The sequence below is a fragment of the Allobosea sp. TAB14 genome (genome assembly GCF_052113865.1).
Lineage (GTDB): Bacteria > Pseudomonadota > Alphaproteobacteria > Rhizobiales > Beijerinckiaceae > Allobosea > Allobosea spartocytisi.
This window is the reverse complement of record NZ_JBFRDQ010000035.1, coordinates 16,624-32,193: the sequence shown is the minus strand read 5'-3', so window position 1 is coordinate 32,193 and position 15,570 is coordinate 16,624. Positions and strand designations below refer to the sequence as shown.

Sequence of the window (15,570 nt, the reverse complement as noted above, 5' to 3'; positions counted from 1 at the left end):
CCTCGGGCCTTACGAGAAATGGCTGCAGGGCGGGCTGACCGCGAGCCGATTGGAACTCGGCAACCGCTGGCAGGAGGCTTATCTCAACGCTCCGATCTGGCGCTTCTGGCTGGGCGGCGCGCAGGCCGGCGGGCAGACGGTCGCGGGCGCCTTCATGCCCTCGGTCGACGGCGTCGGCCGCTATTTCCCGCTGACCGTCCTTGCTGCCGCCGGCCCCGGCGCAGCCATTCCGCCGCCGGAACTCGACCCGCAGGATCCATGGTTCGAGGCGGTCGAGGATTTTCTGCTGCAAGCACTCGATCCGGGAGCGAGCTACGAGGCCGTGGCGCAAAGGCTGACCGCCCTGCCCGCCCCCAATGACCACCTCCTCGCCGCCCCGCCGCAAGACATGGTACGCCTTTCGGATGGCACCATCGTCAGCGCCGCGACCGCTGCCGGCTTCCCCGAGCGGCTGGCGGCCCTGCGCGTCGAGGATCATGCCCGTGCCTATGCTCATGCCTCCTATCTCTGGACAATCGGCGGGCCGAATTTCGAACCGCTGGCGCTGACCGGTCAGGCCCTGCCCGACCCCTATCTTTTCTCCGGCCTGTTGACGGGTCGTTTCGATGCCCATCTCGAACCTAAGCGCGTCAGCTCATGAGGGTTGCGCCATGAACGAAGCCCCACGCGAGGCCTCAGACTTCGAGACCGGCTGCATCAGCCATACCGGCAAGGTGCGCAAGGCGAACGAGGACAACTTCATCCTGCGGCCGGAAATCGGCCTCTGGGCGGTCGCCGACGGCATGGGCGGGCACGAGAACGGCGCGCTTGCCAGCGCGACCGTGGTCGCCGCGCTCGAAGCGGTGGGCGCGGCGGGCTCGGCGCCCGATCTGCTGGCGATGCTGGAAGACAGCGTGCTCGGCGCCAACGAGACGCTGCGCGAGGAGATCCGCAAGCGCGGCGCTACCATGGGCGCGACGCTGGTGGTGCTGCTCGTCCACCGGCGCCATTTCGCCTGTGTCTGGTCCGGCGACAGCCGCATCTATCTCGTCCGCTCCGGGCAAATCACCCAGATCTCGCGCGACCACACCGAGGTCCAGGACATGGTCGACCGCGGGCTGCTCACCGCCGAGGAGGCGAAGCGCTCGCCGCGCCGGCACGTCATCACCCATGCCATCGGCGTGCACGAGACGCCCGAGCTCGATATCGAGAGCGGCGAAATCGCCGATGGCGACACCTTCCTCCTCTGCTCAGACGGGCTGACCGAACATGTCGCGGATACCGAGATCCTGCGCGCCGTCGAGGCCGAGAGCGCCCAGGCCGCCTGCGACGCCCTGCTCGCCCTGACGCTCGAACGCGGCGCGCGCGACAACGTCACGATCATCATCGTCCACTATCGACAAGGCCAGGCCGAAAGGACACGCTGGATGCCGAACCGGCGCATGGCAGGGAGCAGCACGCCAGGGAGTAACACGCCATGAGCGACGACTCCGAGCGCACCGTCATCGCGCCCCGTGCCAATGCCCGCATCGGCACGAAGCTCAACGGCATCTACGAGATCGAGAGCCTGATCGCGGTCGGCGGCATGGGTGAGGTCTATCGCGGCCGCGCGATCCAGACCGGCGATGCGGTCGCGATCAAGATGATCCGGCCCGAGATGGCCCGCGACGAGGCGGCCCTCGCCCTGTTCCGGCGCGAGGCGGCGGCCCTGCACAACCTCTATAACGAGGCCATCGTCCGCTATTACGTCTTCACCATCGATCCGGTGACGGAATCGCCCTATCTCGCGATGGAGTTCGTCGATGGCCAGCCGCTTTCCGAGCGCATCAAGGAGCGGCCGCTGACGATCGAGGAAGCCGACATCCTGCGCCAGCGCGTCGCGCCGGGCCTGCATGCCGCGCACCGGCTCGGCATCATCCACCGCGACATCTCGCCCGACAACATCATCCTGCCGGGCGGCGATCCTTCGCGCGCCAAGATCATCGATTTCGGGATCGCCCGCTCCAGCATCCTCGGCGAGGGCACGGTGATCGGCTCCGGCTTCGCCGGCAAATACAACTATGTCTCGCCCGAGCAGCTCGGCCTCTATGGCGGCGATGTCTCGGGCCGCTCGGACATGTATTCCTTCGCGCTCGTGCTGGCGCAGGCGCTGACCGGACACGCCATCGACATGGGCGGCAGCCAGGCCGACATCCTCGACAAGCGCCGCCGCCTGCCCGATCTCTCGCAGGTCGCCGCCAGCTTGCGCCCTCTGCTGGCGCGGATGCTGGCACCCGACCCGCAAAATCGCCCGGCCGACATGGCCGAAATCGCCGCCTGGCAGCCGCAGCCGGTCGGCAAGAAGGCCGCAGCGGCCGCCAGCCGATCAGCCGGCAAGCAGGCGCGTTCACCGCTGCCGCTGGTCGCCGGCATCGCCGCGCTCGCCCTGCTGGCCGGCGGCGGCTTCTACGCCTGGACGGCACTGAAGCCGGCCGAAACCAGCCAGACCGCACGCCTTCCGGCCAATTCCCCGCCCCCGCTCTCCGAACCGCCACCTTCCGGCCGAACCGAGTCCCTCGGGGGCAACCCGCCGGCTCTGACCGAGACCAAGCCCGAAACCCCGGCTTCGGGAAGGAGCGATTCCGGTGGCCCCAAGGCCACGCCGGACAATGCGAGCCCGCCACTCTCCTCGCCCCCGCAGACGACGCAGCAGAAGCCGGCCGATGGCCAACTTGCTGTCGATACCGAAAACGGCACGCAGCTTCCGCCCACGCCGCCGGTGGCGCCTCCCGTCAGGCCGCCCGCAATCACGCCCCCGCCTGTCTCGCCGCCCGGTGTCGACACCAAGCCCCCGGTGAAATCGCCGGTCGCCATCAACACGCAGAAGCCTCCCGGCGAAAATACGAATCCCCAGCAGTCCCCGCCGATCGTGAAGGAACCCGATGCGCGCACGCCGGCCGAGCGGATCGAACGCTTCGTCCGCGACTATGACGGCGGCTCCTGTTTCTTCCTCTGGCCGATCGATATCGGCGATCGCAAGGCCGTGCTCGAAGGCTTCGGCAGCGGCACCGAGCCTTTCGTCGCCTTCGACAGCGCCTTCAAGGCGGCGCAGGGCTTCGAGGCGCAGATCAACCTGCGCCCGCTGACCAAGGCGCAGTGCCCCATGGCCGATTTCCTGCGCCAGCCCGGCCTCGCGATCGATCGCAACGTGAAGCTGCAGATCGGCTCGTTCAACATGAAGAGCGGCGAGGTACTCAACGGCTCGGTCGAGGCCGGCGGCGGCCTCAATCTCGATGTCGTGCTGATCGGCGATGACGGCCTCGTCTACAATCTCGCGAGCTTCATGAAGCGCGAGGGCGACAAGGTGAGCTTCAACCTGAAGCTCGAATCGACCGGCGGCGCGGCCCGCCCGCAGACGGTGCTCGCCCTCGTCAGCCAGGAGCCGTTGCCGGCGCTCTCCGGCCCCAACCCCTCGCCTGCCGGTGACTTCTTCGGGAATCTCAAGCTCGACCTCGCCCGCCAGACCGGCAAGCTCGGCCTCGGGGTCAAGTATTTCCGCATCGAGTGAGGAAGCGCGGCCCCGTCATTGCGAGCCAAGCGGAGCAATGACAGGGGTGCGCGACCGGCGCCCTCACATCTCCCGGTAGAGCACGCCCCACTCGTCCTGCCAGACGCCCGCCACGTCCTCGACCACGATCGGAGCCCTGATCTCGTTGGCCAGGCGGATCGCGGTGCGATAGGCGTCCTTGGCAGCCATCTCGTCGCTGACGAAATCGTTGACGAGATGGCCCGCCGCCAGCTCCGCCGGGCAATGGACCCGGCCGAAAGCCTCGCCGCCGCGCTCCGACAGGCTGAGCGTGATCGCATCGGCCTGCGGCCCGTCGACCTGTTCAAAACGATTGCCGGCCATGGTCGTCACTCCTTCCCGAGCCCCGGCCCCGCGGGGAATGAAACGCCGCGCGCGGGATTGCCCGCGGCGAGAGGCACGCGATCAAGGCCATCACTTCTTCGGCTGCGGCCGGGCGACGCCCGCCCCCATCGTCGGCCTGACCGCGCTGTAGCGGTCGAGCCTGATCTTGATCATGTCGTTGAACTTCTTGTGGACCTCGGAGACCGAGAGCGTCTTGGTCTCGCCGCCGGCATCGACGTAGAAGATCGGCCGGTTGGCCTGCGCCGGCTTCGGCAGGAGCTCCGCGGCCTTGACGCCCGGCGTCTCCTCCATCGTCTCGATGAAGGTCTGCGCGGCATCGGGCCCAAGGAAATGGATCAGGTAGATCTCGCCGCCGGTGAGATGGCGGCCGAGCGCCCGCTCGAGCCGCAACGTGTCGCGCTTGAGCATCTCCGCCGCCAGCAGCGCCGAGATATAGGGTTCGCGCCGCATGTCGAGGATGCGCTGGCGCTGCGAGGAATCGGTGACGACGAACTGCCGGCCGGACTTGCCGATCAGCTTGGTTTCCGCCACGAGCCCGTGCTTCGCGCCGAATTCGTAGATCACGCCCAGCCAGGTCTGCTCGATGAACTGATAGAGCCCGGTCGCCGAGGAGGTCTGCGCCTTCACCGCCGTCGAGAACGAAGATTCCTTGTCCGCGACAGCCATCAAGAGCGTCGGATCGGCACCGACGACCTTGCTCGCGCGCACGATGGTGTCGACGAGATGACGGCGGATCTTGATCGGCCCGAAGGTCAGGACCTGGTCCGGGTCGCCGCTGGATATCATCGGCGGCGGCTGCGGCGCTCCGCTTGGCGAGGCCGGCCCCGCCGGCGCCGGCACACTGCCCTGCGCCTTGGGCGGCACCAGGAGGATGTTGGACGGCAACTGCAACTGGTTGACCGGGATCTGCTGCGTCGGCGCGTCGTCCTGCGCCTTGATGTTGGCGAGCGAAGGATCGTTGTCGAGCGCGAACTGGGCCGCCTGCCGCGCGCCCTCCAGATCCTGCTCGACGGAGGAGAGGATCAAGGACGGCCGCGCCGGGGCATCCTTCAGCGCCGGGACCACCTGCTCCGAAGCGAATTCGGTATTGTCCGGCGGCCTGTCCTGCTGCTGCAGCCTTGCATAGGCCAGCCCCACGATGGCCGCGACGACACAGACGACGCCCGCCGCAATGCCCGCCATCGCCATGCGGCCCGAGAACGCCTTCTTCGGCTTCGGAGCGGCAGCGGGAGCCTCGGGCTCCGGTCGCGCTGTCCGTGGCGCAGGCGGCGGAGATGGTGATGACGGCTGCGGCGCCTTCGGCATCGCCGGTTCGCGCGGCAGCGGTGGCGCACGCGGAACATTGGCCTCGGCGACCGGACGGGGCAGCGGCGGCGGGGCTGGCGGCCGAGGGACAGGCCGTTCCGGCGCCTGCGGCGGCATCGGCCGGGCGGCGGCAGAAGCGGCTTGCGGCTCGCCCCTGCCGGTCACAAGTTCGCGCAAGGCGGGGAGCCAGGAGGGACCGCCCTTTTCGCCGAGTGCGGTCAATTCATCGACGAGGCGCTTGGCTGCGAGCTGGGGCAGGCCCGCCTCGCGGGTCAAGGCCGTGACAGCCGCCTTCGCCGATGGCTCGGCCATTAGCTTCACGGCGAAGAACCAGCGCTGCAGGGAGATGCGCCGGCTCTCCAGCGGCGTGCCGGCCGCCGGATGGATCATGTAGTTGCAATGGTTGCAGGAAAAGCCGCGCAGCTTCGGGCGCGGCTCGAAGGTCGCCGGCCGGCCGCAGGCCGGGCAGGCCATGGTCGTGCCGCCATGGCGCAGGCGCATCAGCGCTGCGAGGCAGGCTTCCTCCGGAAACGCGACTTGGAATTGCCGGAAGCGCTCGCTCATCCCGACGATCCGCGCTCCACCTCACACTGACGCAAGGTTACGCCGCACCGCTGCGTGCGACAATCGTCAGCCATGGAGCAGCCCGAGCCGCGCCACGTCCTTGAGATGCATCGCAACCTCTTCCGCCGTCGCCCGCTCGGGCAGGCCCGGCTCGACGATGCTCGCTGCGCGCGCCTCGCCGAAGAAGGCATTCATGTCGTCGAGCAGCATGCGCTGGTCGCGCGAGCCATCGAGCAGGCAGATGAATTTCCGCACCACGGCACTGTCGAGCAGTACGGTGCGATGGCGCAGATCGGTCACTTCGGCCGCGGTCGCGGCCTGCCAGCGCGCGACCCGGCTCGCCTGCGGCCTTTCGGTGATGGTGGTCGTGAGCGGAGGCGGTTCGAGCCTGATGTCGAGCAGCCCGGCCTTGAAGATCGCGGTCAGTGCCTCTTCCAGCCGCGCGGTCTCGCGGTCGCGATCGAAATCCGCTCCCGCCTCGGCGGCGGCAACGTCCAGCGCCTGCGCGACGAGATCGGCATAGGCCATGTTCGCCGGCCAGGCCGCTCCCAGGATTCTCAAGGCCGCCTTGCAGGCCGGCAGATCCACCGAGAGCTTGACGCCTTCCGCAAAGGCGAAGCGCTCGACGCCCGGCCCTTGCTCCTCCGCGTCCTCCTGCACCGGCTGGACATCCGCGGCTAGGCAATAGGGCCGTAACGAATCCGCCCTGACGCCCCGGCGCAGCGGCACCTGCGCCCGGCACAGCAACGTCTCGCGGAAGGGCCGGCCGATCAGCAGGTCGATGGTCTGCTCGCGCCGCAGCGGCTGATCGAGGGGAATCTCCGCCAGCATCCGCTGCGCCGGCCCCTTCGAGGCGCCGTACAGATTGGGAAAGGAGGCCTCCGCCAGGAATTGCAGGCCGTGCCGCGCACCGGCATCGATCACCTCGTGCAGGGCGAAAGCCCGCGCGATCGGATTGAGATCGTCGTGGTAGAGCACGTTGTCGGCGAGCTCTTCGATCTGCTGCAGCCGCTGGCGCAGGATGGCGCCGTGATAGTTCTCCGGATCGCTGGCCTCGGCATAGGCCTTGAGCGCCGCCCGCGCGACCTGCACCCGCTCGCGCGGATCGGCGATGTCGCGCGTCTCGAACAGCATGATGTCGCGCGCCATATCGCGGAAGCGGCAGCCCGGCAGCGCGTTGTAGCTGACATAGGCGACGCCCTGCGGCGCCAGCAGCTCGCCGAACAGGGCGATGATCTGCTCGCGCACCGGGTCCGGCACCCAGGAATAGACGCCGTGGACGATGATGTAGTCGAAGGTGCCGATCTCGGCCGTGACAGCGAGGATGTCGCGCTGCTCGAAGGCGATGTTCGACAGCGCGAGCTCGGCTGCGCCGGCATTCGCCTGCCGGATCGAATCCCCGCTCAGGTCGATGCCGAGGAAGCGGCTTCCAGGATGTTGCACCGCCATCGGGATCAGGTTGCCGCCGCGCCCGCAGCCCAGCTCCAGCACCCGCATCGCCTTTGGCGACGCCGGCTGCATCCCGTGGAAATGCGCGATCGTCGCCAGGCGCGACGGGTGCGTCTGCGCAAAGGAATGCGCCGGATAGGCCACCGCGTCGTAAAGGTTGATCGCTGGATCGCTCGTCATCGCGACCCGCATTGCAGCCTATGGCCGCGCGCGGCGCTTCATCCATTTGAAGGAGCGTCCGGCGCCATCTCCCAAGGCGAGGCCAAGCAAGACGCAGGCCTATGGCAAAAACGTCACAATACGCCGCCTTCGGTTGAGACAATGCCCTAGGGTCAAAGACCAAGCTTCCGGAAACACTCGGCAATATCCAGCCGGCCGCGAATAGCAACGAGCCTCTGCCCGGCCTTGTTTCGGCTTGCTTCGCCTGCGGTGGAGCGCAAGCTCCATCATATGGCGGATGCCGTCGGGAATCGCAGACGCCACACAAGTCCTTGCGAGTCGTTTCGCTGACACCACAAGGGACACGAGGATGCGGATCCAGGCCTGGGCTCACGCGTTTCTCTGCGTCATGGCGGCGATGGCCTTCGCGGCCTTCGGCCTGGGCGCGACCCCGGCCTTCGCACAGCAGAAGCGCTACGCCTTCGTGATCGGCAACGGCGCCTATGCCAACGTCACCAAGCTCCCCAACGCCCTCAACGACGCCAGCGCCACCCGCGCCATGCTGCAGGATGCCGGTTTCGACATCACGCCCGCTCTCGACCTGTCGCTCGCCGGCCTGCGCGGGGCGCTCGACGTCTTCATCGACAAGGTCAGGAAGAGCGGTCCCGATACGACGGCGCTGGTCTATTATGCCGGGCATGCCGTCCAGCTCGACGGCGCCAATTATATCCTACCCACGGATATCCGCCCCGAAACCTCGGCCAATATCCCAAGTCAGGCGCTGTCGCTGAGCGAGATCCTGCGCCGTCTCGATGGCGCCGGCGCCAAGTCCAAGATCGCCATTCTCGACGCCTGTCGCGACAATCCCTTTGCTGGACGGGAGCTCTCCCGCGGCCTCGCGCTCCAGATCGTCGACGGTGCCAATGACGGCGTCCGCAGCGAGGCCGGCCTCGCCCGCGTCGATTCCGGCAGCGGCACCTTCGTCGCCTTCGCCACCTCGCCGGGCTCCGCCGCGGCTGACGGCACCGGCCCCAACAGCCCCTTCACCGCGGCCTTCCTGAAGGAGGCCCGCGAGCCCGGCCTGCCGGTCGAGCAGATCTTCCGGCGCATCCGCCTGGCGGTCTATGACACGACCAACGGCGTCCAGATTCCCTGGGACACCTCTTCGCTCATCACCGAATTCGCCTTCTTCCCGCGTCAGGCCGGCACGGCGCCGGCGCAGACAGCCATGGCCGGCAATGTGCCGCTCGCGGCACGCCCGACGCCAGCCGCGCTGCGCGGGATGTCGCCGGCCGACGCCACGCGGACCGCCATCGCCTGGGACCGGCAGGACCTCTACGGGACGGTGCTCACCGCTGATCTGGACGACCAGAGCGCCCTGCGCCTGCAGCGCATCCTCTCCCAGCGGACCGAGGAACGGGCCTGGGCCGAGACGGTGCTGGCCGGCGACGCCGAATCCTTCAAGCTCTATGCGCGGCTCTACCCGGTGTCGTCGCATGTCCAGGCCGCCATCCGGCTCGCTGAAACGGCCCCGAGCCGCAACCGCATCCAGGTCGCCCAGACCTGCCCGGTCTGCCCTGCCCTGCCCGCGCAGCCCCGCACGCGCCGCGCCGATTACACACCGCGCGGCGTCGCCCCGGCCCACAGCTTCCCGCGCCGGGCGCCGGCCTACACGCCGCCGCTTCCCCCGGCACAGCAGCAGGCGATGGCGCCGGCCGTGCCGATGCTCCTGCCGGAACGGCCGCGCTGGACCGGTTTCTATGTCGGCGGCTCCCTCGGCGCCGGGCGCCAGAACGGGCGGACCTCGGTCGCCGGCCCCTATGGCAGCCCGATGGTGATACCGAGCACGAACACGACGACAACTGCGACAACGACAGCGACAACAACAACGACCACCAATCTTCCGACCAACTCCTTCCCGACGACGCAGACCACCGTCACGAATACGACCGTCATCACGAACACGACCGTCTTCGGCGCCCCGGTTCCTGCTCCCAGCGCCATCGATCCGGCAGCGCTGCCCGGCCGGCTGTCGCCGGACGGCAATGGCATGGTCGGCGGCGCGCAGTTCGGCTTCAACTACCAGATCGGCGCCGTGGTGATCGGCGCCGAGACCGACCTCTCCGCCACCCGTCTGGGCGGAAGCCAGAACGCTTCCGCCAATCCGGGCGGCACGCGCTTCACGACCCGCGCGGAAACCGAGCTCTCGATGCTCGGCACTGTCCGGGCCCGCGCCGGCTTCGTGCTCRGCGATTTCCTGATCTACGGCACCGGTGGCTATGCCTACGGCCTCCTGGACCAGAAGGGCTTGATCACGCCGGACAATCCGACTGCGGTCTCGGGCGCGGCCGGCTCACGCTCGCCGCTGGCCAGTGGCTGGGCCCTCGGCGGCGGCGTCGAATATGCGATCCTGCCCGGCACGACGATCCGGCTGGACTACACCCACTACGACCTCGGCAACCAGAAGCTTCCGCTACGGGACTTCACGGGGCTGGCGCCCGGCCAATATGCATCCATGCGCAGCCGCACAACGGGCGATATCCTCAAGGCCGGCTTCAACTTCGGCTTCTGAGCGAGCGCGAGCCAAGCTGGCCTCCCCTGCCTCTCCGTCGTGGGCGGAGCGGGGCCGCAGCGGCAAGCGCATTCATGCCGTCAGCGCCACCTGGATGACCAGAACGCCGGCTCATGCTCGATCCAGACGATCCTTATCCAGGCGACTCTTGGGCATGCGCCGGTTTGGTTGATCCAGCCCGGCGATCCTGCGAATCATTTCGCGCCTCTCCTCCAAATAGGGGATGTTTTCCGCCATCCGTTCTGAAACGCTTCAGGCGCGGCGCTGGAAATCAAGTGAATGAAACCCGGAAGCAAGCTTTCTGCAGCACTTCGGCGTGCCAGGATCAGGCGTGCGAACGCCGTCACGGAGACGTCACGGGATCGGATGCCTCCGAAAGCTCCCTATTTGCGGCTGATCGTCGTGAACAAGGCGATGGCCGACACTGAGGCGAGGCCTGCATCAGGCGGTTCGCCGGCTCTTCAAAGCGACCGATCTCAGCTCGACGGGCACATCTGACGCTGCCTGCCCAGCCGCGGTTGCGTTTTCCTGCAGCATATCCGTTCCGGCCACTGGCGGCCGTTCTTCGGCCCCGGCACGCCATACAGGTGCAGAAGCCGGTCCGAGAGCCGGAACGCGCGAGCTGGACGCTTGACTTCCGCTGCCATGATGGGGAATTTGGCGCCGGTCGCGGGTGTAGCTCAATGGTAGAGCAGCAGCCTTCCAAGCTGAATACCCGGGTTCGATTCCCGGTACCCGCTCCAGCTTTCCGATCCCCTTGATTTATCTGGCTCATGACGAGCCGGCGTGCCTCAGGGCCAGCCGCGTCATATAAGCGCGCCGAATAGCGGCCGGACATAAATCATAGCGCGACGCCACCGGCTCGCGCCCCGTTCCGAAACGCTCCCGCTAAGATCGCCGCGGCGCCACAACGGCGCCCGCCTGCGGATCGTTCTGCCTTCGCGGCCGGCGATCTCGCAAGCCGACAAAACGGGGAACGACGATGACCGCCTGGATTTCAGTGAACCGACATCTTCCGGCAACCGCCCTGGCAGCGGCGCTCAGCCTCGCGGCCGCGGTGCCGGCCGCCGCTCAGCAAGCCGGCATCGCGCTGCCCGCCGCGCTCAAATCGGCCGGGCACATCGTGGTCGGCATCGAGAGCACCTATCCGCCCATGGCCTACAAGGACCCGAAGACGAGCGAGCGCATCGGCTTCAATGTCGAGCTCGTCAACGCGATCGCCAAGGAGCTCGGCGTCCCGGTCAAATGGGAGGAGATGAGCTTCGAGCAGCTCATGACCTCACTGACCACCGGCCGCATCGACATGATCGGCACCGCGATCAGCGATCTGCCCTCCCGCCGCGACAAGCTCACCTTCGTCGACTACCTCGCCACCGGCGCCCAGCCTTTCGCGCTGGCGGCCAAGGCGGGCGAGTTGAAGGGCAATGTCGATCTCTGCGGCAAAACCGTCGGGGCCCCGCGCACCACGAGCTACATGCCGGTCACGGTGGCGTGGAGCGAGAAGAACTGCGCCGCCGCGGGCAAGCCGGCGATCACCGTGAACGGCACGGCGGGCGCCACGGCGACGAGGCTCGATCTCAAGCAGGGCAGGCTCGACGCTGCCGTGCTCGGACCCGAATATGTCGCCTATCTCATGGCGGATGAGCCGAACACCTATGCCTTCGTCGGCGAGCCGCTGAACAAGACGCTCTTCGGCCTCGCCTTCGAGAAGAAGAACACCGAATTGCGCGACGCCGTCGCCAAGGCGACTGCGGCCGTCATGAAGAACGGCGCCTACCAGCAGGCCTTGAAAAAGTTTGGCCTCGAGCGGCAGGCCCTTCCCGAACCCGCCATCGACGCCGGACAGTGAGCGGGCTCTTGGGCGACGGCCCGTGAAGGCCGTCGCAGGCTCCGCTTATAAGCCAGGCGAATACAGCAGCGGGATAAATCATAGACGCGCCATGGGGAGCCGCCTCGCAAGCCGGCTCCCCTACGGTAAGATCGGACAGCGCCCCGGCATGCCCGCGCCCGCTCATCGCCTTCCGACGACCTGAAGCCATCGAGGCAAGATGATCGCTGAATCCGACAACCTCATCATCGTTCCCCGCCGGCATTTCGGCAGGATCATCGGCGCCGCCATGGTTTGCCTCGCGCTGGCCGCGATCGTGCGCGCCTTCGCGGTCGGGCAGATCGAGTGGAACTATGTCGCCGAGTTCCTGACCGTCCAGGCCATCATGACCGGCCTCGTCAACACCATCGTCATGGCGATCCTGGCGATGCTGCTCGGCATCGCGCTCGGCGTCGTCTTCGCGGTGATGCGGTTGTCAGCCAATCCCGTGCTCTCGATGACGGCGGTCGGCTATATCTGGTTCTTCCGGGCCGTGCCGGCCCTGTTGCAGCTGCTGCTCTGGTTCAATCTCGCGCTGGTCTTCCCGACCATCGGCATACCCGGCCTGTTCTCGTTCAAGACCGTCGAGGTGATGACGCCCTTCGTCGCGGCACTGCTCGGCCTCGGCATCCAGCAGGGCGCCTTCACCGCCGAGGTGGTGCGCGCCGGCCTGCTCTCCGTCGACAACGGCCAGTACGAAGCGGCCCAGACGCTCGGCATGACACGGCTCAAGCTGCTGCGGCGGATCATCATGCCTCAGGCCATGCGCGTGATCGTGCCGCCGATCGGCAACGAGTTCATCGGCATGGTGAAGCTCACCTCGCTGGCGAGCGTCATCCAGTTCGCCGAGATCCTGCACAGCGCGCAGAACATCTACTACGCCAATTCGCGGGTCATCGAGCTGCTAATCGTYGCCGCGATCTGGTACCTGGTCGTCGTCACCGTCCTCAGCCTGATCCAGGGTCGGATCGAGGCCTATTACGCCCGCGGCGTCGCCGCCCCGGCGCAGCGCTGAGGGCTGGCACGATGACCGACATCCTGACCCAGACCGCCCTCTCCGAAGTCCGGACGATCGACCCCGACCATCTCGCCGGCGCCCCTCTCGTCCTCGCCCAGAAGGTCGAGAAGCAGTTCGGCACGCTCAAGGTGCTGAAGGGCATCGACCTTGCGATCCCCAAGGGCGAGGTGCTCTGCATCATCGGCCCCTCCGGCTCGGGCAAGAGCACCTTCCTGCGCTGTATCAACCAGCTCGAACGGATAGATGGCGGCGCGCTCTGGGTCTCCGGCGAGCGCGTCGGCTACCACCGCGAGGGCAACAAGCTTTATGAGCTCGACGACGCGGCGATCGCCCGCCAGCGCCGCTCGATCGGCATGGTGTTCCAGCGCTTCAACCTGTTCCCGCATCTGACAGCCCTGCAGAACATCATCGAGGGACCGGTGCAGGTGCTGGGCGAGCCGGCCAGGGAGGCGACCGCCCGGGCGCTCGCCCTGCTCGAGCGCGTCGGCCTCGCCGACAAGCGTGACGCCTATCCCTCGCAGCTTTCCGGCGGCCAACAGCAGCGCGTCGCGATCGCCCGTTCGCTCGCGATGCGCCCCGAACTGCTGCTCTTCGACGAGCCGACCTCGGCGCTCGATCCGGAACTGGTCTCGGAGGTGCTCAAGGTGATGCGCGATCTCGCCGAGACCGGCATGACCATGATCTGCGTCACCCATGAGCTCGGCTTCGCCCGGGATGTCGGCCACCGCGTCGCGTTCATGGACCAGGGCCAGATCGTCGAGCTCGGCGATCCCCGCTCGGTCCTGGTCGATCCGAAGGAAACGCGCACCAAAGCCTTCATCAACGCCGTCAGGCACTGATCAAAAAGGGGAAAGCCATGTCGAAGACATCCATCCTGCTCGGCCTGTCGGCCATCGCGCTCTGCGCCGCCACGGGCCTCGCCCAGGCCCAGAGCCTGCCGGCACGCATCCTCGAGAAGAAGACGCTCTCCGTCGCCAATGTGCCGAACTACCCGCCGCTGGAGTTCAAGGACCCCAAGACCGGCACGCTGACCGGCCTCGACATCGATCTCGGCAATGCGATCGCGCAGAAGCTCGGCATCACCATCAAATGGGAGGAGATCAGCTTCGAGGGCATGATCCCGGCGCTGACCACCGGCCGCGTCGACATGATCCTGTCCGGCATGAGCGATCTGCCGAGCCGTCGCGAAACGCTCGACTTCGTCGATTATCTCGCCTCCGGCGCGCAGTTCTACACCAATGCCGACCGCAAGGACGAGTTCAAGAACCTCGCGGACCTCTGCGGCAAGAAGGTCGGCGCCAGCCGCCGCACCTCCTTCCCGAAGGAGATGGAAGGCTGGAGCAAGGAAAACTGCGAGGCCAAGGGCAAGCCTGCACTGCAGATCGTCGGCACGGAAGGCTCGGCCGACGCACGCACCCAGCTCCGGCAGAAGCGGCTCGACGCCGCCGTCCAGGGCAGCGAGACCCTGCCCTATCTGATGGGCCAGGAGCCGGGGAACTACGCGATCCTGGGGACGCCCTTCACCACCGTCTACCAGGGCCTGGCCTTCGCCAAGAAGGACACCGAACTGCGCGACGCCGTCGCCAAGGCCTTCGCCGAAATGCTCGCCGATGGCAGCTATGCCGCCGTGCTGAAGAAATGGGAGCTGGCCGACGCCAAGGTCGACAAGCTCATGATCAACGGCGAAACCAAGAACTGAACCCGAGTACCAACCGCTCCCATCGCGCCCCGCTCCGAGGTGGGGCGCTTTCTCGCGAAAGACGCCTGTCATGCTGACCGATTTCCCCCACCGCATCGCCAATCTCTCGGACCCGGCCCCGGACTATCCCTGGCCGGCCGGTTACCGATGCGCGGTGTTCCCCGCCTTCGACGTCGACGCCGAGACGGCCTGGCTGCAATACGACGCCAAGAACACCGACCGGCTGGTGACGCTCTCCTTCGGCGGTTACGAGGAGCGGGTCGGCGTTCCGAAGATCCTCGATCAGCTCCGCGCGATGGAGATCAAGGCGACCTTCTTCATCCCCGGCTGGGTCGTCGAGGTCCATCCCGGGATGTGCGAGGCCATCGTCAAGGACGGGCACGAGGTCGGCCATCACGGCTACTCGCATAAGCGGCCCGACCCCGCTGACTTCGCCGTCGACAAGGAGGAGATCGACAAGACGCTCGATATCTTCAAGCGCATCCTCGGCGTCACGCCGGTCGGCTACCGCGCGCCCTCGGGCGAGAACTATGACGAATTGCTCGGCTATCTCCGCGAGAAGGGCATCGTCTACTCCTCCTCCTTCCGCGACGACATCCGGCCCTATCGCCACAAGCTGCGCGACGGCTCGAAGGGCCCGGTCGAATTGCCGGTCAACATGTCCTTCGATGACTGGCTCTACGGCCTGTCGCAGCGCTTCAGCCCGCGTCCGATGTTCCCGAAGGAGCATGTGCTCTCGATCTGGAACGACGAGCTCGACCAGACCCGCGAATGGGGCGGTCTCGTCTCGATGGTGATGCACCCGCAGGTTTCCGGCCGCCCGATGCGCATCGGCATCATGCGCGACTTCCTGGCGCGGGCCCGCGGCTACGGCGATGTCTGGATCGCCACTGGCAAGGAGATCGCCGAGCATTTCCTCGCGCAGGAAAAGAAAGCCGGCTGAGCCCGGCCATTCTCGCTCCGCCGTCATCCCGGGCGGAGCGAAGCGGAGACCCGGGATCCATGCCGGAACGGCTCAGGCATGGATCCCGGATCGGCGCCGCTGACG

General features: G+C 67.4%; 12 protein-coding genes and 1 tRNA gene. 10 read left to right on the top strand and 3 right to left on the bottom strand.

Features of this window, described 5'->3' with window-relative positions:
• The 3 genes from tagF to AB4Y99_RS07540 all read left to right on the top strand — a co-directional run.
• On the top strand, positions 1–640 hold a 640-nt coding region (gene tagF / locus AB4Y99_RS07550), incomplete at its 5' end, for a type VI secretion system-associated protein TagF (protein ID WP_441522891.1).
• A 10-nt stretch (positions 641–650) separates the two neighbouring features.
• Positions 651–1,460 (top strand): PP2C family protein-serine/threonine phosphatase, encoded by an 810-nt coding sequence (locus AB4Y99_RS07545; protein ID WP_441522890.1) that lies wholly within the window; start codon positions 651–653, stop codon positions 1,458–1,460.
• Positions 1,457–3,526, top strand: a complete 2,070-nt coding sequence (locus AB4Y99_RS07540; protein WP_441522889.1) for a protein kinase domain-containing protein — start codon at positions 1,457–1,459, stop codon at positions 3,524–3,526. The genes AB4Y99_RS07545 and AB4Y99_RS07540 overlap by 4 nt, the downstream gene beginning before the upstream one ends.
• 63 nt (positions 3,527–3,589) lie before the next feature.
• On the opposite strand, the gene AB4Y99_RS07535 is transcribed toward AB4Y99_RS07540, so the two are convergent.
• From AB4Y99_RS07535 to AB4Y99_RS07525, 3 genes are all read right to left on the bottom strand, one after another.
• Positions 3,590–3,868, bottom strand: coding sequence for a hypothetical protein (locus AB4Y99_RS07535; RefSeq protein ID WP_038359850.1), 279 nt, complete (start codon positions 3,866–3,868; stop codon positions 3,590–3,592).
• A gap of 90 nt (positions 3,869–3,958) precedes the next feature.
• Entirely contained in the window at positions 3,959–5,758 is a 1,800-nt protein-coding gene (locus tag AB4Y99_RS07530; RefSeq protein WP_441522888.1) for a transglycosylase SLT domain-containing protein, read from the bottom strand.
• A 66-nt stretch (positions 5,759–5,824) separates the two neighbouring features.
• Positions 5,825–7,387, bottom strand: coding sequence for a methyltransferase domain-containing protein (locus AB4Y99_RS07525; RefSeq protein WP_441522887.1), 1,563 nt, complete (start codon positions 7,385–7,387; stop codon positions 5,825–5,827).
• A 349-nt stretch (positions 7,388–7,736) separates the two neighbouring features.
• Between AB4Y99_RS07525 and AB4Y99_RS07520 the strand changes: the two genes are divergently transcribed.
• The 7 genes from AB4Y99_RS07520 to AB4Y99_RS07490 all read left to right on the top strand — a co-directional run bounded on the left by AB4Y99_RS07520 (position 7,737) and on the right by AB4Y99_RS07490 (position 15,465).
• Positions 7,737–9,938, top strand: coding sequence for a caspase family protein (locus AB4Y99_RS07520; protein ID WP_441522886.1), 2,202 nt, complete (start codon positions 7,737–7,739; stop codon positions 9,936–9,938).
• Between the two features lie 669 nt (positions 9,939–10,607).
• Positions 10,608–10,681, top strand: a tRNA-Gly gene (locus AB4Y99_RS07515).
• 257 nt (positions 10,682–10,938) lie between these two features.
• Entirely contained in the window at positions 10,939–11,787 is an 849-nt protein-coding gene (locus AB4Y99_RS07510) for an ABC transporter substrate-binding protein (protein ID WP_441522885.1), read from the top strand.
• 199 nt (positions 11,788–11,986) lie between these two features.
• A complete protein-coding gene (locus AB4Y99_RS07505; RefSeq protein WP_191125390.1) occupies positions 11,987–12,820 on the top strand; it encodes an amino acid ABC transporter permease in 834 nt (277 codons plus the stop codon).
• An 11-nt stretch (positions 12,821–12,831) separates the two neighbouring features.
• Positions 12,832–13,662, top strand: coding sequence for an amino acid ABC transporter ATP-binding protein (locus AB4Y99_RS07500; RefSeq protein WP_441522884.1), 831 nt, complete (start codon positions 12,832–12,834; stop codon positions 13,660–13,662).
• 17 nt (positions 13,663–13,679) lie between these two features.
• A complete protein-coding gene (locus tag AB4Y99_RS07495; RefSeq protein ID WP_113253594.1) occupies positions 13,680–14,522 on the top strand; it encodes an ABC transporter substrate-binding protein in 843 nt (280 codons plus the stop codon).
• A 70-nt stretch (positions 14,523–14,592) separates the two neighbouring features.
• Positions 14,593–15,465 (top strand): polysaccharide deacetylase family protein, encoded by an 873-nt coding sequence (locus tag AB4Y99_RS07490; RefSeq protein ID WP_142022568.1) that lies wholly within the window; start codon positions 14,593–14,595, stop codon positions 15,463–15,465.
• The last annotated feature ends 105 nt before the right edge of the window (positions 15,466–15,570 follow it).